General features: G+C 61.0%; 27 protein-coding genes. 9 read left to right on the forward strand and 18 right to left on the reverse strand.

The annotated features are described in order from the left end of the window. Positions 1 to 3 precede the first annotated feature (3 nt). From gspG to ACA073_RS02125, 7 genes are read left to right on the forward strand one after another with little or no spacing between them, the layout of a single operon-like run. Positions 4 to 459: a type II secretion system major pseudopilin GspG gene (gene gspG / locus ACA073_RS02095; RefSeq protein ID WP_497401274.1), complete on the forward strand. Its 456-nt coding sequence runs from the start codon at positions 4 to 6 to the stop codon at positions 457 to 459. A gap of 3 nt (positions 460 to 462) precedes the next feature. Continuing rightward, positions 463 to 930 carry a type II secretion system minor pseudopilin GspH gene (gene gspH, locus ACA073_RS02100; RefSeq protein ID WP_497401276.1) on the forward strand — a complete coding sequence of 156 codons (468 nt, stop codon included), beginning with the start codon at positions 463 to 465 and terminating at the stop codon, positions 928 to 930. Beyond that, on the forward strand, positions 923 to 1,306 hold the full coding sequence (gene gspI, locus ACA073_RS02105; RefSeq protein WP_461952211.1) for a type II secretion system minor pseudopilin GspI: 384 nt from the start codon (positions 923 to 925) through the stop codon (positions 1,304 to 1,306). The genes gspH and gspI overlap by 8 nt, the downstream gene beginning before the upstream one ends. Continuing rightward, a complete protein-coding gene (gene gspJ, locus ACA073_RS02110; RefSeq protein WP_497401278.1) occupies positions 1,299 to 1,841 on the forward strand; it encodes a type II secretion system minor pseudopilin GspJ in 543 nt (180 codons plus the stop codon). The genes gspI and gspJ overlap by 8 nt, the downstream gene beginning before the upstream one ends. Next, the gene (locus ACA073_RS02115; RefSeq protein WP_497401280.1) at positions 1,838 to 2,689 is read left to right on the forward strand and encodes a type II secretion system protein GspK; all 852 of its coding nucleotides are present in this window, start codon (positions 1,838 to 1,840) and stop codon (positions 2,687 to 2,689) included. Before gspJ ends, ACA073_RS02115 begins: the two co-directional genes overlap by 4 nt. After that, complete coding sequence (gene gspL / locus ACA073_RS02120) at positions 2,686 to 3,792, forward strand: type II secretion system protein GspL (RefSeq protein WP_497401282.1); 1,107 nt, start codon at positions 2,686 to 2,688, stop codon at positions 3,790 to 3,792. Before ACA073_RS02115 ends, gspL begins: the two co-directional genes overlap by 4 nt. Further along, positions 3,789 to 4,220 (forward strand): type II secretion system protein M, encoded by a 432-nt coding sequence (locus tag ACA073_RS02125; protein ID WP_497401284.1) that lies wholly within the window; start codon positions 3,789 to 3,791, stop codon positions 4,218 to 4,220. Before gspL ends, ACA073_RS02125 begins: the two co-directional genes overlap by 4 nt. A gap of 865 nt (positions 4,221 to 5,085) precedes the next feature. On the opposite strand, the gene ACA073_RS02130 is transcribed toward ACA073_RS02125, so the two are convergent. Further along, entirely contained in the window at positions 5,086 to 6,348 is a 1,263-nt protein-coding gene (locus ACA073_RS02130; protein WP_497401286.1) for an MFS transporter, read from the reverse strand. 118 nt (positions 6,349 to 6,466) lie between these two features. Between ACA073_RS02130 and ACA073_RS02135 the strand changes: the two genes are divergently transcribed. Next, positions 6,467 to 7,369, forward strand: coding sequence for a LysR family transcriptional regulator (locus ACA073_RS02135; protein ID WP_497401288.1), 903 nt, complete (start codon positions 6,467 to 6,469; stop codon positions 7,367 to 7,369). Positions 7,370 to 7,894: 525 nt separating this feature from the next. Beyond that, entirely contained in the window at positions 7,895 to 8,161 is a 267-nt protein-coding gene (locus ACA073_RS02140) for a DUF6124 family protein (RefSeq protein WP_497401290.1), read from the forward strand. 79 nt (positions 8,162 to 8,240) lie between these two features. On the opposite strand, the gene ACA073_RS02145 is transcribed toward ACA073_RS02140, so the two are convergent. From ACA073_RS02145 to ACA073_RS02225, 17 genes are all read right to left on the reverse strand, one after another. Beyond that, positions 8,241 to 8,954: a hypothetical protein gene (locus ACA073_RS02145; RefSeq protein ID WP_497401292.1), complete on the reverse strand. Its 714-nt coding sequence runs from the start codon at positions 8,952 to 8,954 to the stop codon at positions 8,241 to 8,243. Between the two features lie 66 nt (positions 8,955 to 9,020). Then, positions 9,021 to 9,734 (reverse strand): hypothetical protein, encoded by a 714-nt coding sequence (locus ACA073_RS02150; RefSeq protein ID WP_497401294.1) that lies wholly within the window; start codon positions 9,732 to 9,734, stop codon positions 9,021 to 9,023. Then, positions 9,731 to 10,879: a DUF2515 family protein gene (locus ACA073_RS02155; RefSeq protein WP_497401296.1), complete on the reverse strand. Its 1,149-nt coding sequence runs from the start codon at positions 10,877 to 10,879 to the stop codon at positions 9,731 to 9,733. Before ACA073_RS02155 ends, ACA073_RS02150 begins: the two co-directional genes overlap by 4 nt. Before the next feature lie 179 nt (positions 10,880 to 11,058). Beyond that, a complete protein-coding gene (locus ACA073_RS02160) occupies positions 11,059 to 12,285 on the reverse strand; it encodes a beta-ketoacyl-ACP synthase (RefSeq protein ID WP_497401297.1) in 1,227 nt (408 codons plus the stop codon). Then, positions 12,285 to 13,013 carry a 3-oxoacyl-ACP reductase FabG gene (gene fabG / locus ACA073_RS02165; protein WP_497401299.1) on the reverse strand — a complete coding sequence of 243 codons (729 nt, stop codon included), beginning with the start codon at positions 13,011 to 13,013 and terminating at the stop codon, positions 12,285 to 12,287. Before fabG ends, ACA073_RS02160 begins: the two co-directional genes overlap by 1 nt. Next, positions 13,010 to 13,486, reverse strand: coding sequence for a hotdog family protein (locus ACA073_RS02170; protein ID WP_497401300.1), 477 nt, complete (start codon positions 13,484 to 13,486; stop codon positions 13,010 to 13,012). Before ACA073_RS02170 ends, fabG begins: the two co-directional genes overlap by 4 nt. Further along, positions 13,483 to 14,679 carry a beta-ketoacyl-[acyl-carrier-protein] synthase family protein gene (locus ACA073_RS02175; RefSeq protein WP_497401302.1) on the reverse strand — a complete coding sequence of 399 codons (1,197 nt, stop codon included), beginning with the start codon at positions 14,677 to 14,679 and terminating at the stop codon, positions 13,483 to 13,485. The genes ACA073_RS02170 and ACA073_RS02175 overlap by 4 nt, the downstream gene beginning before the upstream one ends. Then, positions 14,676 to 15,296, reverse strand: coding sequence for a hypothetical protein (locus ACA073_RS02180; protein WP_497401304.1), 621 nt, complete (start codon positions 15,294 to 15,296; stop codon positions 14,676 to 14,678). Before ACA073_RS02180 ends, ACA073_RS02175 begins: the two co-directional genes overlap by 4 nt. Continuing rightward, positions 15,296 to 16,021, reverse strand: a complete 726-nt coding sequence (locus ACA073_RS02185) for a class I SAM-dependent methyltransferase (protein WP_497401306.1) — start codon at positions 16,019 to 16,021, stop codon at positions 15,296 to 15,298. Before ACA073_RS02185 ends, ACA073_RS02180 begins: the two co-directional genes overlap by 1 nt. Continuing rightward, on the reverse strand, positions 16,018 to 17,265 hold the full coding sequence (locus ACA073_RS02190; protein ID WP_497401308.1) for an NAD(P)/FAD-dependent oxidoreductase: 1,248 nt from the start codon (positions 17,263 to 17,265) through the stop codon (positions 16,018 to 16,020). Before ACA073_RS02190 ends, ACA073_RS02185 begins: the two co-directional genes overlap by 4 nt. After that, positions 17,252 to 18,409 carry a cation:proton antiporter gene (locus ACA073_RS02195; RefSeq protein ID WP_497403956.1) on the reverse strand — a complete coding sequence of 386 codons (1,158 nt, stop codon included), beginning with the start codon at positions 18,407 to 18,409 and terminating at the stop codon, positions 17,252 to 17,254. The genes ACA073_RS02190 and ACA073_RS02195 overlap by 14 nt, the downstream gene beginning before the upstream one ends. Next, on the reverse strand, positions 18,409 to 20,748 hold the full coding sequence (locus tag ACA073_RS02200) for an MMPL family transporter (protein WP_497401309.1): 2,340 nt from the start codon (positions 20,746 to 20,748) through the stop codon (positions 18,409 to 18,411). Before ACA073_RS02200 ends, ACA073_RS02195 begins: the two co-directional genes overlap by 1 nt. Then, a complete protein-coding gene (locus ACA073_RS02205) occupies positions 20,732 to 21,436 on the reverse strand; it encodes an outer membrane lipoprotein carrier protein LolA (protein ID WP_497401311.1) in 705 nt (234 codons plus the stop codon). The genes ACA073_RS02200 and ACA073_RS02205 overlap by 17 nt, the downstream gene beginning before the upstream one ends. Beyond that, the gene (locus ACA073_RS02210) at positions 21,433 to 21,858 is read right to left on the reverse strand and encodes an acyl-CoA thioesterase (protein ID WP_462008478.1); all 426 of its coding nucleotides are present in this window, start codon (positions 21,856 to 21,858) and stop codon (positions 21,433 to 21,435) included. The genes ACA073_RS02205 and ACA073_RS02210 overlap by 4 nt, the downstream gene beginning before the upstream one ends. After that, a complete protein-coding gene (locus ACA073_RS02215) occupies positions 21,851 to 23,395 on the reverse strand; it encodes an HAL/PAL/TAL family ammonia-lyase (RefSeq protein ID WP_497401313.1) in 1,545 nt (514 codons plus the stop codon). The genes ACA073_RS02210 and ACA073_RS02215 overlap by 8 nt, the downstream gene beginning before the upstream one ends. Then, positions 23,376 to 24,323: a lysophospholipid acyltransferase family protein gene (locus ACA073_RS02220; protein ID WP_497401315.1), complete on the reverse strand. Its 948-nt coding sequence runs from the start codon at positions 24,321 to 24,323 to the stop codon at positions 23,376 to 23,378. Before ACA073_RS02220 ends, ACA073_RS02215 begins: the two co-directional genes overlap by 20 nt. After that, on the reverse strand, positions 24,320 to 25,054 hold the full coding sequence (locus ACA073_RS02225; protein ID WP_497401317.1) for a glycosyltransferase family 2 protein: 735 nt from the start codon (positions 25,052 to 25,054) through the stop codon (positions 24,320 to 24,322). The genes ACA073_RS02220 and ACA073_RS02225 overlap by 4 nt, the downstream gene beginning before the upstream one ends. Positions 25,055 to 25,105 lie beyond the last annotated feature (51 nt).

Consider the following 25,105-nt stretch of genomic DNA (forward strand, 5'->3'; position numbering starts at 1 on the left):
CCGATGCAACCTCTACGCAGCAACTCGCCCCGTGCGCAACGCGGTTTTACCCTGATCGAAATCATGGTGGTGGTCGTGATCATCGGCGTGCTGGGGGCCATCGTGGTGCCGCAGTTCATGAGCCGGCCCGACCAGGCCAAGGTCACCGCCGCCAAAATCGACATCCAGGCCGTCGCCACCGCCCTCGAAATGTACCGCCTCGATAACTTCCAATACCCCTCGACGCAGCAAGGGCTGGAAGCCTTGAGCAAACGACCTTCGGGCATGCCGGCGGCGAGAAACTGGAACCCTCAGGGTTACCTGAAAAGCCTGCCGGTCGATCCGTGGGGCACGCCCTATCAGTTTCTCAATCCCGGTGTGCAATCGATCGACGGCAGCTACGACTTGTACTCCCTGGGCTCCGATGGCGTGGTGGGCGGCGAAGGGCATGCGGCCGACATCGGCAACTGGGGCGACTGATTCATGCGCCAGCGTTGCCGCGGGTTTACCTTGCTCGAGTTGATGATCGTCATCGTGGTTATCGGCGTGCTGCTGGGCATGGTGAGTTTTGTCGTCGGGCCGAATCCGCTGCGTCAGGCGCGGCACGAAGCGCACGGGATGGCAGGCATGATTCAACAGCTGCGTGAGCGGGCGGTGCTGGATGGCGAGGAATACGGCCTGCGGCTCAGTGACGGCGGTTACCGCGCGATGCGGCTCGGAGCCCAAGGCTGGGAGCCGGTGGCTGCGTTTTACACGTGGCCTGAAACCTTGCGGCTGCACCTTGAGCAGGATGGGCATGCCCTGATGCTGGGAGCCGATGAAGGACCGCCGCAATTGCTGATGCTCAGCAGCGATGAGACCAGCGCCTTCACGCTGACGTTCGCGACCCGGGACAGCACGCTCCTGAGCCTTTCGAGCGATGGTCTGGGTGAGGCAGTGATTGATGGTTAAGGGCCTGTCGCGGGCGCGCATGCGTGGGTTCACTCTGCTGGAAATCATGGTGGCCCTGGCGGTCTTCTCGACGCTGGCGGCGGCCGTGCTGTCGGCGAGCCAATACGTGTTGAAGCAGACCGGCGCGGTCGAGGAACGACTCTTCGCCGGCTGGTTGGCCGATAACCATTTGAATGAACTGCGCCTGCAACCCGGGTTGACCCTCGGCCAACAGCAACGCGTGGTGCACATGGATCGCCGCGACTGGCTGCTGCGCCAGCACATCAGCGCATCGACTGACCCGCGACTGCTCAAGGTCGACGTTGACGTCAGCCTTTCCGGTCGCGAGCAAACCCTGCACCGCGCCAGTGGCTGGATACCCGATCGTCATGAATAGGCAAACCGGTTTCACCTTGCTGGAGCTGGTGATCGCCATGGCGATCTTCGCGTTGCTCGGCCTGGCCAGTTGGGGCTTGTTCGATGGCGTCGTGCGCGCGCAGCAGAGTACGGCGGCCCACGAACGTGAGTTTCGACGCCTGCAACGGGCGGTGGCGGTGATTGAGCGGGACTTGATGCAGGTCACCGAACAGCCTGTCGTGCTCCAGCAAACGGTGCTGCAGTTGCAGCGCAGCCACTGGCGCAATCCTCTTGACCAGCCCCGCAGCGAGCGACAGACACTGACGTACCGACTCGACAACGGTGTGCTGTGGCGTGAAAGCCAGGGTGAAGGCACGCCCATCATGCAGCGGCAAAAACTCCTCGACGATGTTCGGGACTTGAGCTGGCGCTTGTTCGATCGACAAACCGGATGGCGCAACGAGTGGCCGACTGGAAAGGATGTGAGGGCACCGATGGCAGTGGAACTGCAAGTGTCGGTGGGCCGTTTCGAGGCGATCCGTCGGGTGCTGCTGTTGCCGGGCGCCTTGCCATGAACGGGTGTCAACGGGGCATTGCGCTGATCAGTGTGTTGCTGGTCATGAGTCTGGCGTTGTTGATCACCAGCGGCATGCTGCGCAGTCATCGGCTGTCGTTGCAAAGCAGCGGGCAAGCGGTGCATCACGTTCAGTTGCGGCAACTCGCGGGTGCCGGGGAAACCTGGGCGCTTTTGCAGCTACAGGACGCTGCGCGGGCTTCGCAAAAAACGGTCGACCTGACTCAGGACTGGGCGCGGATGACGCCCGAGTTCGACATCGAGGACGCGCAGCTGCGCGTCGATATCGAAGACCTCGCCGGGCGGTTCAATCTCAATGCATTGTTGTCCCAGGGTCAGATAGATCAGGTCACCCTTAATCGTTGGGGACGCTTGCTCGAATTGCTCGATCTTGCGCCGCTGCAACTGAGTCAGGTCGGCGCATTGAAAGAACTGAGCCAGCTGCGCCTGCTTCCGGGTGTCGACGGTCAACTATTGCGTCAACTGGAACCCTGGGTCGCGTTACTTCCCGCAGACGCCGCTTTGAACATCAACACCGCACCGACGCTGGTATTGCGGACGCTCGATGGCGTGGAGGCGACGACAGCCGACGCGTTGGTCCGTCAGCGGTCGGCGACTGCATGGGCGAGCGTTCAGGCCTTTACTCAAGACCCGCTGCTCTCCGGCGCAGGCCTGAGCAGCCATGGGCTGGGCACCGGCAGCCGCTGGTTCCGGATCACGGTGCAGGTCATTCAAGGGCAAAGCCGTTTACGGCTGGCCACGGATGTCGAGCGAGACCCCGACACGCACCAATTCAAGATCCTGCAACGACGTCTTCTTCCTTCGAGTACCCATGAGATGCTGCGATGAACACCTGGCTTTACCTGACCGCCGAGGGCCTGGCCGAACCGTCGACCGACTGGCCGTGTTGCCTGTGGTCTTCGACCGGCCAACGCCAGCTCATGCCATTGAATCAAGCGGCGCAGGCACTGAACGGGCAAACGGTCGATCTGCTGTTGCCCATGGAATTGTGCAGTTGGGTCCGTAGCGACCCGTGGCCTTCCAGGCGCCAGCCCGGCGCACAAGCCATCGCGTTTGCCGTAGAAGATCAACTGAGTGACGCGCTGGAGAAACTGCACCTGGGCATTGGCGCTCGCGACCGGGAAGGGCGCTACCCGGTGATGGTGATCGGTCGAGAGCGATTTGCCGCTGTGCTCGCGCTGCTGGCCGAGTCGGGCGTTGGCGTCCGTTCTGTCTTTGTCGATGCCGATGTGTTGCCCGGGGCTCAGACGGTCGTCGTGCGGTGGTTCGATCGGTGGTTGCTCGGCGGCGGGATGCCGGCCCGCGTGGCGGTATCGGATGACGGGCTGACCTCGCTGAGACCGGCCTTGCCCCCGGATATCCGGTGGATCGACGAGCGTCACGACGCGGTCGATGTCGACCAGTGCCTGACCCTTCGCCACTCCCAGGCCATCAACCTGCTGCAAGGCGCGTTCGCCCCGCGCGGTAAACGTCTGCCGTGGCATTTCGGTGGATTGGCGTTACTGATGCTGTTGCTGCTGACCTGGGGCGCCAGCGCCACGCGAATCCATTTTATCGAGGGGGAAACCCGTCGGCTCTACAGCCAGAACGAGCAGCGGTTCAAGGCGCTTTACCCTGACCAGAGCCGCATCGTAGACCTGGCGACGCAGCTCAAGGTGCTGCAAAGCCAGACCGCTGAACCGGAGAAAACACGTATTGCCGGTTTGGTGGATCTGGTTGAGCAGGTCATCGGCGCGAGTCATGTCGACGTCCGGCGTATCGAATTTCGTGCGGGCGACGGCTGGAAAGTCCAGATGACCGTCAACAGTTTTGCCGAGCTTGAGCAACTGCGTGAGCGCGGACGGCAGCAAGGTGTGCCGGTCAGGCTCGACAGTGCGAGCAAAGAGCGCAATCGCGTGCAGGCGACATTGGTCGTGGAGGACAACACATGAAAGCCGTCTGGCAACGCCTGTCCATTCGCGAACAGCGACTGTTGCTGGCCGTGGGTGTGTTTTTACTGGTTGTCGCAGCGTTCAGCCTGATCTGGCAACCGGGCCGTCAGCGTCTGGAAGCCGTCGAGCGTCGGCATCAACAGCAACTGGCTCTGGCTGCGCAGCTGCTGCGGGCGCAACCTCGAAGCACCGTTGCGGTGGTCACTGATCAGCCCTTGTCGTTGCGTATCAGCGAAAGCGCCGCCGCGGCGGGGCTCGAATTGCATCAGATGGAGGCTGACAACGATCTGTTGCGTTTGACCCTCAGCGGTGATGCGAAGACGCTGTTGCAATGGCTGGATCGTGCCGAGCGTGATGGGGCTGCGGTGCAATCGCTGACGCTGGAAAAGCGTGATGGGGTGCTTGAGGCTCGGGTGGTGCTCAGGTAGTTGTGGTTGGCAGGTTTGGGGTTGGCTGGCGTACATATCCGTTTCTGCGGTAACGGCTGCTGGCGGTTTCGCTCTTACAGCGACTCACTTTTCCAAACGCCGAAAAGTAAGCAAAAGGCTCTGCCCCTTTCGTTCGGTGCCTCGCTAGGGCTCGGCATGCCCTCGCTCCGGTTCTGCTCCGTGGGCCCGCCGCGATCGGCCATCCATGGCCGTGCGCGGCTAACCCGGCATCCATGCCGGGTTGCCCACTGCGCAGAACCTGCGCTCGCCCTCTCGAGGGGGCGTGTACCTCAAGAGCCAAATCAAAAGCCAAGGCGAGGCGGCCTGATAGCCGACCCGATGTCTAGTCCGTCATGTCATCGGCGGTGGACGGTAAACACCAATCTCATGCCCAACAGATATCCAATGTGGGAGCGGGCTTGCTCGCGAAGGCGGACTGGCATTCTAAATTGATGGTCGACTGACACGGCCTCTTCGCGAGCAAGCCCGCTCCCACAGGTACTCATAGCAAATTCAGATTATGTAGCCGACCAAATCAGCGAAGCGCGCCCGCTTGATGCCCAGGTCGGCCCAGAGGCCGCCTCGCTTTGCTTTTGCGGTACACGCCCCCTCGAGAGGCCGAGTGGAGGTTCTGCGCAGTGGGCAACCCGGCATGGATGCCGGGTTAGCCGCCCCCGGCCATGGATGGCCGATGGCGGCGGGCCCACGGAGCAGGACCGGAGCGAGGGCATGCCGAGCCTAGGCGAGGCACCAAACGAAAGGGGCAAAAGCCCTTGGTTACTTGGGGCTCTTCCAAGTGACTCGCTGTAAAAGCGAAACCGCCAGCGGCCGTTACCGAAGAAACGGATATACACCCCATTCCAACCTAAACCCGTGCAGCCCCAGGCAACAACGGCAACTTCGCCAGTTTCAACGCAATCAACAACGCCACCACCAGCAACGCGCCAATAAACAACCCGATCCCGTTCCACCCGCCCAGGTGCCAGAACACCCCTCCCGCCGTGCCGGCAATGCTCGACCCGGCGTAGTAACTGAACAAATACAGCGACGATGCCTGCCCCTTGGCTTTGGTAGCGCGGCGGCCGATCCAGCTGCTCGCGACCGAGTGAGCACCGAAGAAGCCGAAGGTGAAAACCAACATGCCGATGATCACCACGGGCAGTGGCGTGAACATCGTCAGGACCAAGCCGGCGAGCATCAGGACAATGGTGGCCCAAAGCACCTGACGTCGGCCCAGTTTGTCCGCCAATGCACCGATTTTCGCCGAACTATAAATACCCGACAGGTACACCACCGAAAGCAGTCCGACGAACACCTGGTCCATGTCATACGGGTCGGCCAGCAGGCGATAACCGATGTAGTTGAACAGTGTGACGAACGCGCCCATCAGCACAAAGGCTTCGAGAAACAACAACGGCAAACCGGCATCGCGAAAGTGCATGGTGAAGCCGTCGAGCAGGCTGCGCGGGTGCAGCGAGCGAGCGCGGAAGTTGCGTGATTCGGGAAGGATTTTCCAGAACACCGCCGCCGCGATCAGCGCCAGGCCGCCAATCACCAGCATCGCCGTGTGCCAGCTGACGAAGTCGATCAACACCCCGGTAATCAAGCGTCCGCACATCCCGCCAATCGCGTTGCCGCCGATGTACAGACCCATCGCCAGGCCGATGTGCCGAGGATGAATCTCTTCGCTCAGGTACGTCATGGCGACCGCCGCCAGGCCACTCAACGACAACCCGATCAGCGCGCGCATCACCAACACGCCGTGCCAGCTCGGCATCATTGAGCTGGCGATGGTGCACAGCGCCGCAGCAAACAGCGCCGTCACCATCACCGGTTTGCGTCCGACTCGGTCGGATATCGGGCCAGTGATCAGCAAACCGATGGCGAGCATGCCCGTGGCCACCGAAAGAATGAGGCTGCTCTGCGCCGCGTTGATGGAATATTCGTGGGACAGCAGCGGCATCATCGGTTGTACGCAGTAGAGCAAAGCGAAAGTCGCGAAGCCGCCGGAGAACAAGGCCAGCACCGTGCGCATGAACATCGGCGTGCCTTTTTCGATGTAGATTTCCTTGAACTCGAGCGCGGCGGGCGGAACTTCATGGGCGAGTGGGGCAACAGCAGTTTTCACTTCAGACCTCGGGGCAGGCAGCCGGTCAGGCAATGAAAAAAGCATATAGCTGCCTAATGATTCAATCCAATATATTGTTCGACCTGTTTGAGAGGTTTTACGACCTAATGGGGTTTTCATGGAATTGCGTCATCTGCGCTACTTCATCGCCGTCGCCGAAGAACTGCACTTCGGCCGCGCTGCTCAGGTGCTGGGCATCTCGCAACCACCGCTGAGCCAGCAGATTCAGGCGCTGGAGCAGGAGGTCGGCGCGCGATTGTTCGAACGGACCAATCGCCGGGTCGAGCTGAGTGAGGCCGGTCGGCTGTTTCTGGAAGAGGCGCGATTGGTGCTGGCGCAGGTTGATAAAGCGGCTGACGTGGCGCGGCGGGCGCAGTTGGGTGAGCTGGGTGAACTGAAGATTGGCTTCACTTCTTCTGCACCGTTCAACTCGACCATTCCTCAAGCGATTTTTTCGTTTCGCCAGCGCTTTCCAGCGGTGCATTTGAGCCTGCGGGAAATGAGCAGCACCCAAGTGGCCGATGCGCTGGTGGACGAGTCGATCGAGGTCGGGATCATGCGGCCGTTGGGGCTGCCGGATTCGCTCAGCGTGGTGGAACTGATGCGTGAGCCGCTGGTGGCCGTGCTCAGTTCCAAGCATCCGTTGATGCAGGGCAGTGAAGCGGGATTGTTTCTGTCGACATTGGCGCTCGAACCGTTCGTGTTTTTCCCACGCAGTTATGGCAGTGGTTTGTATGCGCAGTTGATTAGCCTGGCGCGGGATGTCGGTTTCAGCCCGCACTTTGCGCAAGAGGCGGGTGAGGCGATGACGATCATCGGTCTGGTGGCGGCGGGGTTGGGGGTGTCGGTGCTGCCGGCGTCTTATCAGCGGATGCGGATTGATGGTGTTGTGTATCGGCCGTTGCTCGATCCCGACGCGGTTTCGGCGGTGTGGCTGGTGCAGCGTAAAGATCAGAAGTCGCCGATGGCGAAGGCGTTTGTGGAGTTGTTGACGCGTAAGGTTGATCCATTGAAATCCTGACGGCTTTGCCGTCAATCGCGGGCAAGCCCGCTCCCACAGTTTCTGCGGTGTGAGCACGATTGTTACGACACTGCCGAACCCTGTGGGAGCGGGCTTGCCCGCGAAAGCGTCCGCAAGAACACTCTAGAAATGGCAGTTGTTGGTGGCCAGGAGGTATTGATCCATCGGAGGTTTCACTCATCACCGTGGGACATTTCCTAACTACCTTGGACAGGCCACAGCGCCTTGCGGCATTGCCTACAACTAATCCAGAATCCGCCGGCTTGTGCGCTTTGGGGGCCATCGGTAACTTGATTCGCGTCACTGATTCCCAGTGATCGGGTTTAGTAGCCCGTGGTCGAGTGAACCGCACTTGCGCTCCATACAGTCAGGTATTTCTATGCCTGCACTTGATGGCAGCAGTGCGCAGGGCGCCTTCGGGCGCGCCGGTTTCGCTCCTCCCCGGTCTACTAACCTGCGCGCCGCTGCCACCCTTTTGATTAGTAGCGATTGGGTGATGGCTCCGTTACTCCTGGAGAGCAAAACATGACCAAAACAACAAAAAATTCACTGGAAACCAATCCGGACGCTCCACGCCAACCAAGCGGCATCTTCCTCATCGCCCCCGATATCGACAACCACACCCTGCTGGAATACGCCTGTGAATCCCTGGCATCAGCCAACGTCATGGCCAGTGATTTCGCGAGGTATCTGGAAGGATCGCAAAGCAACACTCTGTTGGGGATTCAACAGTCGATCATGCTCGGGGAGCTGGCGGTGAACCGAGTGCTGGATAACCTTGATCCACCCTAACTGTCAGTACTTGATTGAACGTTTCGAAAGGGGCTTGTGAGGCTTTAAAGTTCCTGGGCAACCAGCCATCGCCGAGAACTCAAGGTTTATCACTGAGTACTTCACACTCGGGGATCGGCGGTGGCTTGGGACTTCCATGGCACAGCGAGTACACCTGCTCCCACTCTGCTTCAATTTCATCGAAGGGTACCCACGGTTTGGCAACCGAGAGAGTAATGAGATAGCGTTCTTCGGTCGGATTTCTGGAATCTTTGAAACGGCCTAGTAGCAGCATTGCCTGATACTTTTCGCCTGCCTGCCAAAAAGATCGTCCATGCCGGATCCCTTTCCGAAGCCAGGCCCGCCATTCGGGTGTATCGGCGATGGTGGGGTTGTTCCGCAGGCCCCTCGCCACCCAGCCTTTTTCGCGCCATTGGTCCTGTAAGTCGAGAACGACCTTGAGGGCGTCATCGAGCAGCAACGGTTCTATTTGGGGGGACATGCGGATGTCTTCAATGACATTGTCGTCAAATCCGACAGTGAAAAAGCGAGCCAGAGGCGTGACAAACCCGTACTGTGGATCAATTAATCGCAATCGTGCATCCACCGAAGGGATGCCGAGCCATAGGTGCCCAGGGAGCAACGGGCTAAAAGAGGCTGAAGAACGGTTGCGCATTTCTTCATACGTTCCGCCTATCTCCAGGGCAATTTCCGGTACTCCCCACAGAGGCTGCTTCAGTTGATGGATGGCAGCCAGCATCAGCACAGCCATAAGCAGCCAGCCTGCGCCTCGGTGCCAGTTGCGCAGGTTCATGCCTCGCCACCCGAGGCGATTTCTCGAATCGACTGCTCCAGAGAGGGACGGTTACCATCGCGCAACTCAGGGTTCTCCACTGCCAGCGGTCGACTCGGGGATAGACGGTTGCTTGGGACTGCCAGGGTGTAGCGGATTCTCCTGATCCCACCCTGCTTCAATTTCATCGAAGGGTACCCACGGTTTGGCAATCGAAAGGGTGATGAGATAGCGTTCTTCGGTCGGATTTCTGGAGTCATTGAACTGCCCCAGAACCAGCATGACTTGATACTTGTCCCCTGCCTGCCAGAAGGATCGCCCGGATCGTTCACTGTCCCCAAGCCTGGCCCGCCATTCGGGTGTATCGGCGATGGTGGGGTCGTTTCGCAGGCCCATCGCCACCCAGCCTTTTTTGCGCCACTGGTCCTGTAAGTCGAGAACGACCTTGAGGGCGTCATCGAGCAGCAACGGTTCTATTTGGGGGGACATTCGGATGTCTTTAACCACATTGTCGTCAAATCCGACAGTGAAAAAGCGAGCCAGAGGCGTGACGAACCCGTATTGCGGATCAATCAATCGCATTCGTGCATCCACCATTGGAATCCCGAGCCATAGGTGCCCAGGGAGCAACGGACTAAAAGAGGCTGAAGAACGGTTGCGCATCTCTTCATACGTTCCGCCTATCTCCAGGGCAATTTCCGGTTCCCCCCACAGAGGCTGCTTAAGTTGATGGATGGCAGCCAGCATCAGTACAGCCAGAAGCAGCCAGCCTGCGCCTCGGTGCCAGTTGCGCAGGTTCATGCCTCGCCACCCGAGGCAATTTCTCGAATCGACTGCTCTAATGCACCTCGGTTACCGTCGTTGAGCATGCCATCAAAACTTGCCGCAGCCCGGAGTACAAAAGGCATGCGTTGATTGATGTCCGACAAGTCCGCCAGTGGATTGCTACTGAAACCAATAGTGCGTCCGTCCTCAACAGGTTGGCATTGGCTCGTGAGGGTCAACTCGATCGCCTGGGCCACGCCCGAGGGAAAACCGGTCACGTAGGCAGCGTGGTTTGCACGTAGCAGAGCCACCATTTGCGGGTCCTCGTAAATGGCGGGCTGCAGAATGTTGCGCTGCTCATGCCACGCTAGATACACCACGCTCTGGGCAACATCCCCGGCGTCAATCGCCTCGAAAGCATAAAGAATTTCCTGCTGAAATTGACCGAAGCGGAGCCTTTTCTGCCCCACCGGCCAAAGCACCGGAAACTTCGGATGCCCATAGATTCCCTCTCGCGCTCTCAGGCATTTCTTCAACTCCTTCAACCCACGCTTCGCATAAAACTCATGCAGCGGGAAGATATCCAGAAACAGCGAGGTATTCCCAAGCGCCATCATGTCGTGCACATGCCGGAACTGCTGTTGCACCAGCGACAAGTCCTCCCCCGCTGAACGAAAATCCATCGAAGGCACCGGATTACGCGCATCGGCTTCTTTATAGTCACGCAGTTCATCTGCCTGCCCGGATATCCTGTCCGGGGTCAACAAACCATGTTCTCGGCGGCTGTCGCGCATTCGCCCTCGCGTCTCACGCTCCTTGCGAATGAGTTCAATACTGTCCGCCGCATGCAGCAGTCCGCAGCCAACCTGCTTGGAAGCAAACGCTGCGAGCCCGGCCCACTGGAACCGCGGATCATGCAACCACAGCCGAGCATAAGCGGCATTTATCACACGATTGCGTTCCACGGGATCAGCGATCAGAACCCCGCCGGGGGCAACTATTTCTTCGGCTTCGCGTTGGTAGATACGCCAAAGGCATGCGCACGTGAGGATGGGGACTTCGGTCACCAAGGTGTTGGCGTCGTATAGCCGCTCTTCTTTGCATTCACAGTCAGCAACGGGCGTGCTGTTGTGGTTCAGGCGTTGTTCATCGCTGCGGTGTTCTTTGAAACATTGAGTCATGGCTGGAGGACTGCTTATCAGGGAATCCCTGAACCCTAACAGCCATAAATCCCGCCCAGATCAGGCAGACGAAAAATCAGAAGTCCCTGGCAGATGAGACGCGCCGAGTTCGAGGAAATTTCTTCGAGTTGAGTAGGAAATTTCATCAAGCGTCTATTCAATGTCGGTGATATCGCAGCTTACGACCAGCGCTTGAAAATCAACGACGTATTCACTCCGCCAAACGCAAAATTATTGTTCATCACATACTGATTACTCATCTGCCGAAACTCGCCGCGCAGGTAATCCAGCTTCCCACAATGGGGATCAACCTCATCAAGGTTGAACGTATGCGCGTACAAATCGCTGTTCATCATTTCAATGCTGAACCAGGACTCCAGCGCACCGCACGCGCCAAGGGTGTGACCGAGAAAACTTTTCTGCGAACTGATCGGCATGTGTTCGCCGAACAGGCTACTGGTCGCCAGTGTTTCGGCGATGTCGCCCTGTTCGGTCGCGGTGCCGTGACCGTTCACATAGCCAATGTCCGACGGCTGCAACCCGGCGTCTTCGAGGGCCAGTTCCATGGCCCGGCGCATGGTGGCCTGCTCCGGACGCGTGGTGTGCTGGCCGTCGGCGTTGCTGCCGAAACCGACGAGTTCGGCATGAATGTGCGCGCCGCGAGCCAGTGCGTGTTCCAGTTCTTCGAGCACCAGCATGCCGCCGCCTTCACCGATCACCAGGCCATCGCGACCGCTGTCATAGGGACGCGGTGATGTCTGCGGCGCATCATTTTTCAGGCTGGTGGCGTAGAGCGCATCGAAGACCATCGCTTCGGTGGGGCACAGTTCTTCAGCACCGCCGGCGAGCATCAAGGGCAGACGCCCGAACTTGATCGCTTCGTAGGCATAACCAATGCCCTGGCTGCCGCTGGTGCAAGCGCTGGAGGTCGGGATCAGCCGGCCGGTGAGGCCGAAGAAGATGCTGATGTTCGCCGCCGTGGTGTGCGGCATCATGCGCACGTAGGAGTTGGCGTTCAGGCCTTCGGCTACGGAGTTGAGCAGCATGTTGCCGAACGCCTTGATCTCGTCGGTGCTGCCCGTGGACGAGCCGCAGGCGACGCCCATGCGTCCGTCCTTGATCGACGGGTCACCCAGCAAACCGGCATCGGCCAAGGCTTGTTCCGCTGCGCCGACAGCCAGGCGGGAAACCCGGCCCATGCTGCGCAGTTGCTTGCGGGTCCAGTGGCTCGGCACTTTGAAGTCATCAATCGGCCCGGCAAGGCGCGTGTTGAGTTCAGTGAAACGATCCCACTCGTCCATCCGGCGGATGCCGCTGCGGTTGGCCGCGAAGTTGGCGGCGATGGTTTCCCAGTCGCTGCCCAGTGAGGTGATGCCGGCCATGCCGGTGACGACGACGCGCTTCATCAGCACAGGCCTCCGTTGACGGCCAGAACTTGCCGGGTGATGTACGACGCTTCTGCCGACATCAGGAAATTCACCGCGCCGGCCACCTCTTCCGGGGTGCCCATGCGCTGTGCGGGAATCATTTTCATCAGTTCTTCCACCGGCACGTTTTCGTCGAGCATGGCTGTGTCGATCAGGCCGGGTGCGACACAGTTGACGGTGATTTTGCGCTTGCCCAGTTCAATCGCCAACGCTTTCGCCGCGCCGATCAGACCGGCCTTGGAAGCGCTGTAGTTGACCTGCCCGCGATTGCCGATCAACCCGGAAACCGAAGTGATACAGACAATTCGCCCAGCCGCGCGACGACGAATCATCGGCATCATCACCGGGTGCAGCACGTTGTAGAAACCGTCGAGGTTGGTGCGCATCACCACATCCCAATCATCCTCGCTCAGCGCCGGAAAAGCACCGTCGCGCGTGAGGCCGGCATTCAGCACCACGCCGTAATAGGCGCCGTGGCTTTCCACGTCGGCTTCGAGAATGGCTTTGCAACTGGCGCGGTCCGACACATCGAATTGCAGGATGCGCGCGTTGCGGCCCAAGGCTTCGACTTCGATCTTTACGGCCTCAGCGTCTGCAAGCCCGCTGCGGCAATGCAGCACGATGTCATGCCCGGCCTGGGCAAGACGCAACGCAATAGCGCGGCCAATGCCACGGCTGGAACCGGTGACCAGTACGGATTCAGTCATGCCTGGGTTCCTTGTGAAGGGCTTTGTGGAGTTTCATGAAGGTATTGAGCGGCCTGAGGCGGGCGAAACACGTTCAGACGAGCGGTAGCGTGAATGCCGGGGGCGTTGATGTGGCATTCGAACACGCCCATGCCGTTGTCGTCTTCCAGCGAGCGAATCCCGTGGATGGTCAGCTCGGTGCCGGCGGGAAAGTGTTCGACGTTGCATTCGAATTTTCGGGTGCCGAGCAGAAAGCCCAGCTCCACGGCATTGCCCCGCTGGCGCGCATGGCAACCGGCGTAGGCGGCCACGCTCTGCGCCATCAATTCGATGCCGACCCACGCTGGCAGGCTGCCGTCGGGACGACTGAACAGACCATCGGGTTTGACGGTAAGGCGGGTGTGGATCTGCTCCTCATCGAACGCGAGGATCTGATCAATGAAGATCATGTCGCCAGCGTGCGGCAGCAGTTCGGCGAGCGGCCAGTCAATCATGGGGCGTCTCCGATAATCAGGCTGACGTTATTGCCACCGAAGGCAAAAGAATTGCTCATCAGGTAGCGAGGTGCAATGGACGCCAGGCGATTGGCCGGGGTCACCCACTTCAGGGCCGGCAGTTCAGGGTCGGGCTGGCCGTCCCAGACGTGAGGCGGCAGTGCATGTTCGCCGTTGTCCGCGCTCAGGCTTAGCCAGCAGAACGCCGCTTCCAGTGCGCCGGCCGCACCGAGGGTGTGGCCGGTCATCGGTTTGGTCGACGAACAAGGTACACCGGTCGGGAACAGCGCCGTCACCGCCAGGCTTTCCATGGCGTCGTTGTGCTGGGTGGCGGTGCCGTGCAGGTTCAGGTAACCGATCTGTTCAGGTTGCAGGTTCGCCCGGCTCAGGGCTTTGCGCATCGCTTGCAGGGCGCCACGGCCGGTCGGTTCCGGCGCGGAAATGTGGTGCGCATCGGAGCTGGCGCCGCTACCCAGCAGGGCAATCGACTGTTTGTCGCCGGCCACTTTAGTCATCAGGAACAGCACGGCGGCTTCGCCGATGTTGATGCCGTTGCGGTTCACCGAGAACGGGTTGCAACGTTGTTCGGACACTGCTTCCAGCGCCGAGAAGCCGTTGAGGGTCAGCTTGCACAAAGTGTCGACACCGCCGCACAGCACCGCGTCGCACAGGCCCAGGTCCAGTAGGCGCTGGGCGCTCATCAACGCCCGGGCGCTGGAGGTGCAGGCGGTGGAAATCACATACGCCGGGCCGCTCAGTTGCAGCCAGTCGGCGAGAAAATTCGCCGGCGCACCGAGTTCCTGTTGCTGATAGTCGTAATCGGCCGGGAACTGATGCTCGCGGATGTAATGAGCCAACCCGCGACTGGCTTCATCAATGCCGGATGTGCTGGTGCCGAGGATCACGCCGATGCGGTCGCGGCCGTAAGTCTGGATCGCTTGATCGATGTCGTCGCGAATTTGCAGCGCGGCTTCCAACAACAATTGATTGTTGCGGCTGCTTTGCTTCGTCAGTTCCGCCGGGATCGGCGCCAGTTCGCCGCGCACTGCGGCCACCGGCAACGAGCGCTCCGGAACCCAGCCGGCCTCGCTGCGCATGCCGGAACAGTCACCGGCAAACAGGTTGCGCGCAACTTCCTGTTTGTCGCGGCCCAGGGCGCAGATCACCCCGAGGGCATTTAGGTAGGCGGTCATGGCGTCTCACCGGTCAGGGGCGTGACTAAATACTTCGGACCTTTGGGCAGGTTCAATTCAAAGCTCGACGGTTGTGAGTAACGGACTTCCCAGTGCGACGGCAGGGAGCGTTGTGCGCCATGCTGCCAAGCGCCGGGGTAGTTGCCCTTGAGTTCATCTTTGGGCGTCAGTGCAAACAGCAGCGCGGCGAACAGCTCCCGTGCTTCCGGATTGGGCGGCAGCAGACCGTCGGCCTGCCATTGACCGTCGATCAGTTTCTGACGTGCCTGTGGAATGCCCAGCAAGTCCATCATCGACCAGCGAATGCCCGGGCCTTCACGGGCAATCACCAGCACCCAATCCTGACGCTGTCCGTCCAGCAGACGCTGGATGTGCAATTGTTGTGGCAACGGCACGTTCGGGGTTTGCTCAGGCAGCGGTGCCTGGCTGGTGCAGGCGCACAGCAGCAGGACTGCGCCGAGCAGCAAAAATCTCAGAATGTGCACTATCCCTGTGGGAGCGGGCTTGCTCGCGAATGCGGTCTGATATTCAACAATGATGTCGACTGACACTCCGCTTTCGCGAGCAAGTCGGATCGCCGCACCGCCGCTCCCACAGTTTTGATTTGCGCTAAACATCACACAGCACCTTCAAGCGGTTTGCGTGCCACCACATTGACCAGGGTTTCTTCCCGTTGGCCAAAGGGTTTGGGCTGGCGCAGACCAAAGCGTTCAAACAGGCCGAAATCCTTGGCGCGACTCCACCACAAGTACGGATAAGACACATTTTTCGGGCTGAATTCGAAACCCTGGCGACGAATCATTTCAAGGTACTCGGCAGCGCTCTTTTGCACGTGCATCGGATGGCGGAACAACCAGCGAATCACCCAAGTATCAATGTATGCCTCGGTTGATTCGGCGAACAGCAGATAACCGCCGGGCTTGAGCACACGGTAGAACTCGGTCAGTGCCTTTTCCTGTTCCACCAGATGGTGGAAGGTCTGGTGACAGAACAGCAGGTCGACACTGGCATCCGGCACGGCAAGCGTGGCGCAGTCGCTACCGATCAACTCCACGTCCATGCTCTGACGGGCGGCTTCTTCGCGGCTCAGGTCAAGGCTGTGCGGGTCCGCGTCCACACCAATCAGGCGTTGTGGCGCAAAGGTCTGGCGCAGGTACTGGAACGACTTGCCCTGACCGCATCCGGCATCCAGCAACACCGGGTTGCCTGGCAACGGTTCGCTGAACAGGCTGCGCAGGTCATTGATCGCGACGCGCAATACATGATGCTGCCAGGTGTGGCTGCGCAGGAACCAGAAACCGAATCGGGTTTCTTCGACGTAGTTTTCGCTCAAGTAGCTCAAGAGGCATCACTCGCGCAAATTTCCGACAGCATGCGCAACCGGCGCTTGGCTTCGCTGACGAACGGATTACGCTCGTCCCACGCATAACCGGCCAGGATCGAGCTGATCATGCGGCGAATATCCGCAGAGCCGCCCTCGTGATAAATCACGTCCTGGAAGGTCCCGGCGTACCAGCCTTCGACATAGCAACGGAAAGTGTCGACGCCGCGCTTGAGCGGTTCGGCGAACTCGGTCTGCCAGTCGACGCTTTCCCCTTGCAGTTGGCGGTGCAGGACGCCAGCGGCCATGCTCGCGGAGCGCATGGCAATGGTCACGCCGGAGGAGAACACCGGGTCGAGGAATTCCGCCGCATTGCCCAGCAACGCAAAGCCAGGACCGTGCAGGGTTTTGACGTTGGCCGAATACCCGCCGATGGTGCGCGCCGACGTATCCCATACGGCGTTGTTCAGCACGCCGGAGAGGCTTGGGGTTTCAGCGATGAACCCGCGCAGGCAATCGTCCAGATTATCCATGCGGCCTTCATAGTGTTCGGCTGCCGCGACCACCCCCACCGAGCAACGGCCGTTGCTGAACGGGATGGTCCAGAACCAGATATCGCGCTGGGTCGGGTGGGTGGTGATGAGGATCTTTTCCCGTTCGAATGTCGGGCTGTCGATATGGTCTTCGATGTGAGTGAACACGGCTTGACGCACTGGAAAATTCGACGGTGCTTCAAGGTCGAGCAAGCGCGGCAGGACACGACCGTAACCGCTGGCGTCGAGCATGAAGTCAGCTTCGATAGCGTACTCGCTGCCGTCTTCACGACGCACGCCGAGCTGCGGTTTAGCCCGATCGACATCGACGCTGACAATGGCTTCACCGTAGCGGATTTCGACGCCCTGCAGCGCGGCCTGATCGGCCAGCAGTTTGTCGAAGTCGGCGCGCTGGACCTGGTAGGTGGTCGGCTTGCCGTGGCTGAACGTGTCGCCGAAATCGAAAGCGCTATAGCGCTCGCCCCAGGCAAATGCTGCACCGTTTTTCAACTGGAAACCGGCGGCGTTAACGGCATCGAGCATGCCCGCTTCCTCAACGAAATCCAGGCAGTGCGACAGCAGGCTTTCGCCGATGGAGAACCTTGGGAAATGCTGGCGTTCGATCACCAGAACGTCATGCCCTTTGCGCTTGAGCAGCGCGGCGGCAATGGCGCCCGACGGACCGGCGCCGATGATCACGACCTGACGACGTTCCATTTCAATGGTTGGCATGGGGGCTCCTTGCCGGGACGGCAGCTTTCAAAGGGGTTCGGTGCATGCCGACCAATGCCGGCAGCAGTGTCGCGATCAGGCCCATCAACATCAGCGCAAAGTACAGCGGCGGGCTGATGAGTTGTTGTTGCAGCAGCAGGTTGAGAAAGACGATCTCGCTCAAGCCGCGAATATTCAGCAGCACACTTTCGCGCCAGCGACTGGCACCGGCAAACGAGGCGCCGGCCCAACCGAGGCCCAGCCAGTTGCCCAGCAGTTTGCTGGCAATCGGCAACAGCAACAGCGCGGCCAGTTGCGCCCAGCCAAGGCTATCCATGGCGCTGTGGACATTGATCTGCACGATGCCGAACGTGAGGATCAGCGGGATCGCGATCCAGGTCTGCAAGCGATTCATCCAGATCGCCTGCACTGGCAACACCAGCGGCACCTTGAGCGCGGCCATGCACAGCAGATAACCGATGCCGACAATCAACGCATTGAGTTTGTAGTGCTCGGCCACCACCAGCAGCGCGAAGAAACAGCCGCTGTACAGGCGTGGCTGGCGCAAGCCGAGTAACCGCAGCAGCAAGGGCACGCATGCGCAGGCCAAGGGCAGCAGCAGACTGCTCAGGTGCAGGCTGCCTTGGGCGATGGCGAACAGCGTCCAGCAGGTGAGGTCAATCAGGATCGCAGTCTGCACCAGTCGCCGGGTGGCGGTGGTCGGGTAACCGATATGCCGCAAGTACAAATACAACACCGGGATCGCGGTAATGGCGAACAACAGACCGACCGCCAGCGAACTGATCCACGGCTGTGGCGGCAGCCACCAGATGGCGGTGGCCAGGCCGCAGGCAAACGGAACGGAGAAACTCGGCAGGGCGATTTTCAGGCTCTGGCGATCGAGTCGCAGATCGATCACGTCGCTGAGGATGTAGCCCAGCAACAGCGCGAAACTCAGGCTGTAGAGATTTTTCAGCCAAATCGGCGCGACCAGCGTCGCGCCGCTCAATTGCCAGTGGGGTTCAATCCAGAAATACATCAGCAACGGCAGGCCGATGGTGGCCAGCAACAATTGGCTGACGATCGGGATCAGGCCGAAGTGACGACCGACCCGCGTGGCCACGGCGAACAACGCCAGAGCCATCGCCCAGAACAGGACGACCATCACGCTGCCGACTCCACGACGGTGGTCGCATGCACGTGTCGCCGGGCCCACGGCGCAAGCAGGAAGCTGAAGGCCAGGCCCAGGCTCACCGATAGCCCGAAGTTACTCACCGCTGGCGTGCTGGACACCGCCAGCAAACCGAACGACAGCCAGGTGGTCAGCGCCGCCAGCAAGGTGCCCAGCAGGCTCACGGCGGCGCCGCCGACCTGTTCGCGCATGAGGATGGCGTAGTCGACGCTGATCGCCGTCACCAGCAGCAGCCCGAACAGGCTGAACAACGTCAGCGGCTGTCCGAGCCAGCCGAGACTGGCAAGGCTGCACAGCGCCGCCAGCAGCGGCAGGGCGACGATGCGCAGCGCGCCGCCGAGGCCGAACGGCAGAATCAACACCAGCACGATCAGCACGCAGGAGGCGAGTTTCAGTTCGGCGGCGCTGATCTGGGTTTTGGCAAATACGTTGTTCAACTCACCCAGGCGATCCACCAGCTCCACGCCTGGCAAGTCCAGCGCCTGAACCCGCAGCAGCGCGGGGTTGTTCAGGCCTTGCAGGCTGACCATCGCCGCCACGCCGTCCTCGGTCGGACCCAGCCACAGCGTGCGATAGGGTTCGGCCAACGGACCGGTCAGCGCGCTGTCGATGTCTTCAACAGGCAACGCCTGCAACTTCGCCAGCTCGGTTTTCAGCGCTTCAAGCGGCACGCCGACGTCGAGCAGCGGTTGCCAGAATTGCGGCAACTTGTTCAGCGCTTCGCGTACCTGGTGTTGCTCACGGGGCTGGCTGACCAGTTGATTGAGCGACAGATAACCCTGGAGTTTGTCCAGATTGACCAACTGATCCAGGCGCTCGCTCAACGCGGTTTGGCGTTCGAGCAATTCTTGCTGATTGGCGGCCCGCACGAGGAAGAACTGGCTGGTGGGTTGGTAACCGGTGATGCGCGCAATGGTCTGGGCTTCGTCCGTCAATTGCTGCGGCGCGCCGACCCATTGGCGAATGTCGTTTTTGCTGTCGAGCTGCAACAGACCGCCGACACAGAAGGCGATCAGCAAGGCCAACAGCACCGGCGTGCGCGCAATCCTGAGCAGCGCTTCACGACGATCCAGCAAATACTCGGATACCCGCAGCGGCCATTGCGCCGGGCGCAAATCCGCACCCTTGAGCAGCGCGGGCAGCAGGCACACGGCCGACAAGTAGGCGCCGAGCAGGCCGGCGGCGGAGAACACGGCGATCTGGGTCAGGGCCGGGAACGGCGTCCAGGCCAGCGCGAGGTAACCGATGCAACTGGTGATCAAACTCAGCGTCAGGCCTGGCAAGGTCAGGCGCAACGCCGGCCAGCTGTGCCAGGGTTTCAGGCTCCAGCTCTTGGACAAATAGTGCAGCGGGTAATCGACCGCGACGCCGATCAGGCTGGAGCCGAGCACCAGCGTCATCACATGCATATGGCCGAACAGCGCCACACACGCCACCGCGCCGAACAACATGCCCACCAGCACCGGGACGAACGCCAGCAACACCCGCCAGCGGCGGAAGGCCAGCAACAACAGCAACAGAATGCCGACGGTGGCGCCGCCGCCGACCCAGGTCATTTCCCGGGTGGCTTGCTGTTGACCGGCTGCTGCGTAGAGCAAACCGCTGGCGGCCAGCAGTTGCACGTCGCTCTGAGCCGCTTCTTCACGACTGTGCTTGAGCAGTTCGGCCACTTGCAACGGCAGGTTCATGTCAAAGGCGTTGCCGGTGGTGCGCGCCCGCAACAAAACCCAGCTCTTGCCGTCGGCATCGGCGACCAGTGCGCCGCTGCCGATGTCCAGTTGCACCGAACCGTGCTGCGGCTGGCTGTTCTGGATGCGTCCGGTCAGGCCCAGCCAGTCATCCTGGCTCGGCACCAGGCTGAAACCGGTGAACGGGTCGAACAGTGCCTGCACCCGTTGCTGGATAAAAGCGTCGGGGTGCTCGATCAGTTGCTGCCGGTCCGCTGCCGAAAGCATCGCCAACCGGCCTTGCAGCAACTGCGTGCGCAGCGCCGGCAAGTCGGCCTGCAGGGTCCACTGGACCTTTTCGAATACGCCGCTGGCCTGCCATTGCTCGCCCAGTTTCTGCGCCATGGCGACGGCTTGTTGGCGATCCTTGTGACCGACCAGCACCAGCATTTCGCGGTTCAGCGGTTCCTGCATGCGTTGTTCGGCGCGCAGTTCCAACGCGTCCGGCGCCGTACCCGGCACCAGTTCCATCAGGTTGGCCGACAGCGGTGCGCCGTCACGCCATTGCCAACCGGCAAGCGCGAGCACTGCCAGCAGCAGGATCAGAAACAGGCGTGGAAGCGTGCGTTCACTCGGCAAAGTCATGTTGCTCCGCGTCGCTCAACGGTTGGGCGCTGGTGCTGTCCTGCATGCGCAACAAGGTGCTGTCGCCCTGGGTTTCCAGCAGTTCGATGCTGTGGACCAGTTCGCCGCCGGTGATGTTGATCTGGTTGAACACCTGCTTGAGCAGCAGTGAGCGCGGAATCAGGGTCAGTGTCCAGTTCTGCGCATCGCCGCTCAGGGACAGTTCGAAGTCCCGTTGCAGTCCGCTGCTGTCACCTTGCAGCACGGCGAGGAACAAGCGGTTCTGCTCGGCGCCGGCACTCTTGCTCGGCAGTATCTGCCAACCGTTGGCGTCACGCCGGGCAATGCCCTTGGTGGTGATGCGGTAATCCTGTTGCAGCGGGGTTTTCAGCAGCCAGAGCAGGCCGTGGTTTTTCGCGAGGACGAAGATGCCCTTGCTGGTCAACGGCTGGGGCAGGGCGCGCAGGTGTTTTTCCTGGATGAAATGCCCGTGGATAACGTCAGGTTTAGCCAGTTGAGCGCTGAGTTGTTCTAGATCGAAGGCATTGGCCATACCTGGAATGCCCAGCAACATGCAAAACACTGTAGGAGCGAGCTTGCTCGCGAAAAACCTGAGAGCGCCTCGGGGTGTCAGGTGCCCAGCGTTATCGTTAACGACCATCGCGGGCAAGCCCGCTCCCACAGGGGAGCCGCGGGGGCAGAAAATCATGGCAAGGCCCTCTCGACGGCGTCGGTGAAGATTTTGGGTGAGGCCAACTGCATTTCGCGGCTGCTCATGTCGACGGCCACCTGCACGGAACTGGCCCGGGTCAAACGTTCACCGGTTTCCAGATCGCTGATCAGGTAATTGATCTTCAGACGGTTTTCCCACTCCACCAGATTCGCCCGAACATTCAGCTTCTGGCCGAACACCGCGCCGCGCACATAGCGCAATTGCAGGTCGATCACCGGCCAGGCGTAACCCGACTCGACCATCGCGGTGTAGTTGTGGCCGATCCTGTCCAGCAACGCGCAGCGGGCGATTTCCAGGTATTTGACGTAATGGCCGTGCCAGACGACGTTCATGGTGTCGACGTCAAAGAACGGCACGAGGATTTCCGTATCGGTGTGAAGCACTCCCTTGCTACGCATGCAGCCTCCAGTGTTGCTCGGCAATCCGCTTCAGGCACAGGCGCAATTCACCTTCCAGCGCACGGTCTTCGATGACCGGCGGGAAGTCCTTGGCCAGCTCTTCGTGCATGGCGGCGAGGGCGGGTGGCAACGGGCGGGCATCTTCAGCTTTGCTACGCAGCCATACGCCTTGATTGGCGGCGAGCAGGGTGGCGGCGGCGACCTGTTCGGTCAGCTCCAGCACACGAATCGCATCGCGGGCGGCGATGGTGCCCATGCTGACCTTGTCCTGGTTGTGGCATTCGGTGGAGCGCGAAAACACGCTGGCCGGCATGGTGTTTTTCAGGGCTTCGGCGGTCCAGGCGCTGGTGCCGATCTGCACGGCCTTGAAGCCGTGGTTGAGCATCGCGCGATCCGCCGTGGCGCCGGACAAGTTGCTCGGCAAGCCATGGTTGTAACGCTCGTCCACCAGCAACGCGAGTTGACGGTCGAGCAGGTCGGCAACGTTGGCCACCAGGTTTTTCAGGCTGTCCATGGCGAACGCGATGTGGCCGCCGTAGAAGTGCCCGCCGTGCAGCACGCGCTCGGCTTCGGCGTCGATGATCGGGTTGTCGTTGGCGCTGTTGAGCTCGATCTCGATGAACGAACGCAGCCAGTTCAGGCTGTCGGCCAACACGCCCAACACGTGGGGCGCGCAACGCAGGGAATAACGGTCTTGCAGGCGATGCAGCGGCGCGGTTGGCGCGTCGATCGCCAGATCCTTGCGCAGCCACGCGGCGACTTGCATCTGCCCCGGATGCGGTTTGGCGGCGAACAGCCGTTCGTCGAAGTGCTCCGGATTGCCTTGCAGCGCGACCACGTTCAGCGCTGTGATGCGCGTGGCCAGTTGCAGCAGGTAATCGGCGCGGGCGTAGGCCAGGCAGGCGAGGCCGGTCATCACGGCGGTGCCGTTCATCAGTGCCAGCGCCTCTTTCGGGCGCAACACCAACGGTTGCCAGCCGAGTTCGCGATGCACGTCCGCGGCTTGACGACGTTCGCCACGGAACATCACTTCGCGCTCGCCGGACAAGGTCGCGGCGACGTAGGAGAGTGGCGTCAAATCACCGCTGGCGCCCACCGAGCCCTCTTCCGGGATCAGCGGCAGGATGTCGTGTTCGAGGAACGCTTGCAGGCGCTCCAGCAGCTCAACGCGCACCCCGGACACGCCGTGACACAGCGACTGCAAACGCGCCGCGAGCACCGCGCGGGTGGCCTGGGCGTCGAGCAGTTTGCCCAGCCCGCAGCCGTGGAACGTGTACAGATGACGGGGCAACGCCTCGACGTGATGCAACGGTACCGCGACCACGCAGGAATCGCCGTAACCGGTGGTCACGCCATAGATCACGCCTTCCTTGTCCAGCAGGGAATCGAGGAATCGCGCGCCCTTGGCGATACGCTCGCGGTACGCAGGATCGTCCTGCAACTGCGTCGGCACCTGACGGTTGGCCAGGGCCAGCACGTCTTCGATGCGCAAAGGGAGTTCGCCGAAGGTTACCGGCTCAAGCGTTGGCGTCGTCATCGGTCTTCCAGAAAGGGTAAAAGTTGAACCATTGTTGAGGCGCTTCAAGGCAATAGTGACCCAGGCGTTCGGCGTAGCGTGAAGCCCACTGATGAATGACCTGTTCGCGGTCGCTGCGCTTCCAGATGATCGCGTCGGCGAAGGGCTCGAGGGTCAGACGATAATCGCCGTCGGGTTTCTTCAGGCACAGCAGCAGGTTGACCGGGCATTTCAACAGCCCGGCCAGCAGCCACGGGCCTTGCGGGAATTTTGCCGGGTGGCCGAGGAAGTCCACGGTCACGCTGCGCCCGCCGTGCAACGGTACGCGATCTCCGGCAATCGCCAGCCACTCGCCGCGCTCCAGGCGTTCGTGCAGTTGCAGCATGATCACCGGGTCGAGCTCGCTGACCTGAATCAGCCGCAGATTGGTCGCCCCGGCTTCGCCCAGCAAACGGTTGAACTGCGCGGCGTGCTTGGTGTGCACCAGCACGTTCATCGTGACCTTTTCGCCGATCTCCGCCAACGCACGGCACACTTCGAGATTGCCCAAATGGGCGCCCACCAGCAATTGCCCGCGGCTGCCACGCAGCTGATTGCGCAGCAGCGCCGGGTCGATGATTTCGATCTGCTCGATGCTCAGTTTGCCGTTCCACACGTCGAGCTTGTCGAGCATCGAGTCGGCGAAGGCCATGAATTGGCCGAATACGCGCCAGTGGGTCGGGCGCAACTCGTCGCGACCGCTCCAGTCGGTGAGGCGTTGCTGGTATTGCCAGGCGCTGTGGCGGGCACTGCGACCGAACAGGAAAAAGTACAGCACGATGCCGTACAACAGCGGGCTCAACAGTCGGCGGCCGAGTACCTTGGCGCCGAACGCGGTGAGCTTCATCAGCCAGAAACTGCCGCGCTCCTGGCGGTCGGCCCAGTGTTCTTTGTCTACGTTGCTGCTCATGCTCGCCACCGTCGCCAGAGGATCACCGGCGCCCGCAGCAACATGCCGAAGAACAGCCGGGTGTGCATGCTCGAAATCAGTACATTGTCGTGGAACATACGGAAATGCGAGACACCGTCCAGCGGGTAATGCACCTTGGTGGGCAGCCACTGCATCGGCTGATTGCGCCAGGCCAGGCGCACCAGAATGTCCGAATCGAAGTCCATGCGTTTGCCGATCTTCGCCGTGTCGATCAGCGCCAGGGTCGGCGGCAATGGATAGACGCGGAAGCCGCACATGGAGTCGCGAATCTGCAGCGACAGCGTGTTGATCCAGACCATCACGTGCGTCAGGTAGCGGGCGTACAGGCGACCTTTCGGCACGCTCGCATCGTATTGCGGATAGCCGCAGATCACCGCGCGCGGATGGGCGCGTGATTGTGCGATGAAGGTCGCGACGTCTTGCAGGTCGTGCTGACCGTCTGCATCGACCTGCAAGGCGTGGCTGAAGCCCAGGCGCGAGGCTTCGCGCAGGCCGGTCATGACCGCGCTGCCCTTGCCCTGATTGTCGGCGAGGCGGATCAGGTAAACCATCTCGCGCCGGGCCAGTTGATCGAGCACTGCCGCGCAGGAAGGGTCGCTGGCATCGTCTACCAGAATGCACGGCAGGCCGTGGGCGATCAGTGCGTCGACCACGGTGGTGATGGCGGTTTCGTGGTTGTAGACGGGCACGATGGCGCAGGGGTTATGCATTTTTGGGTGCACCTGAAAGACCGAGGTGTCTGCTTCGCGAGCAAGCCCGCT

It is taken from the genome of Pseudomonas sp. LBUM1670 (assembly GCF_059695695.1).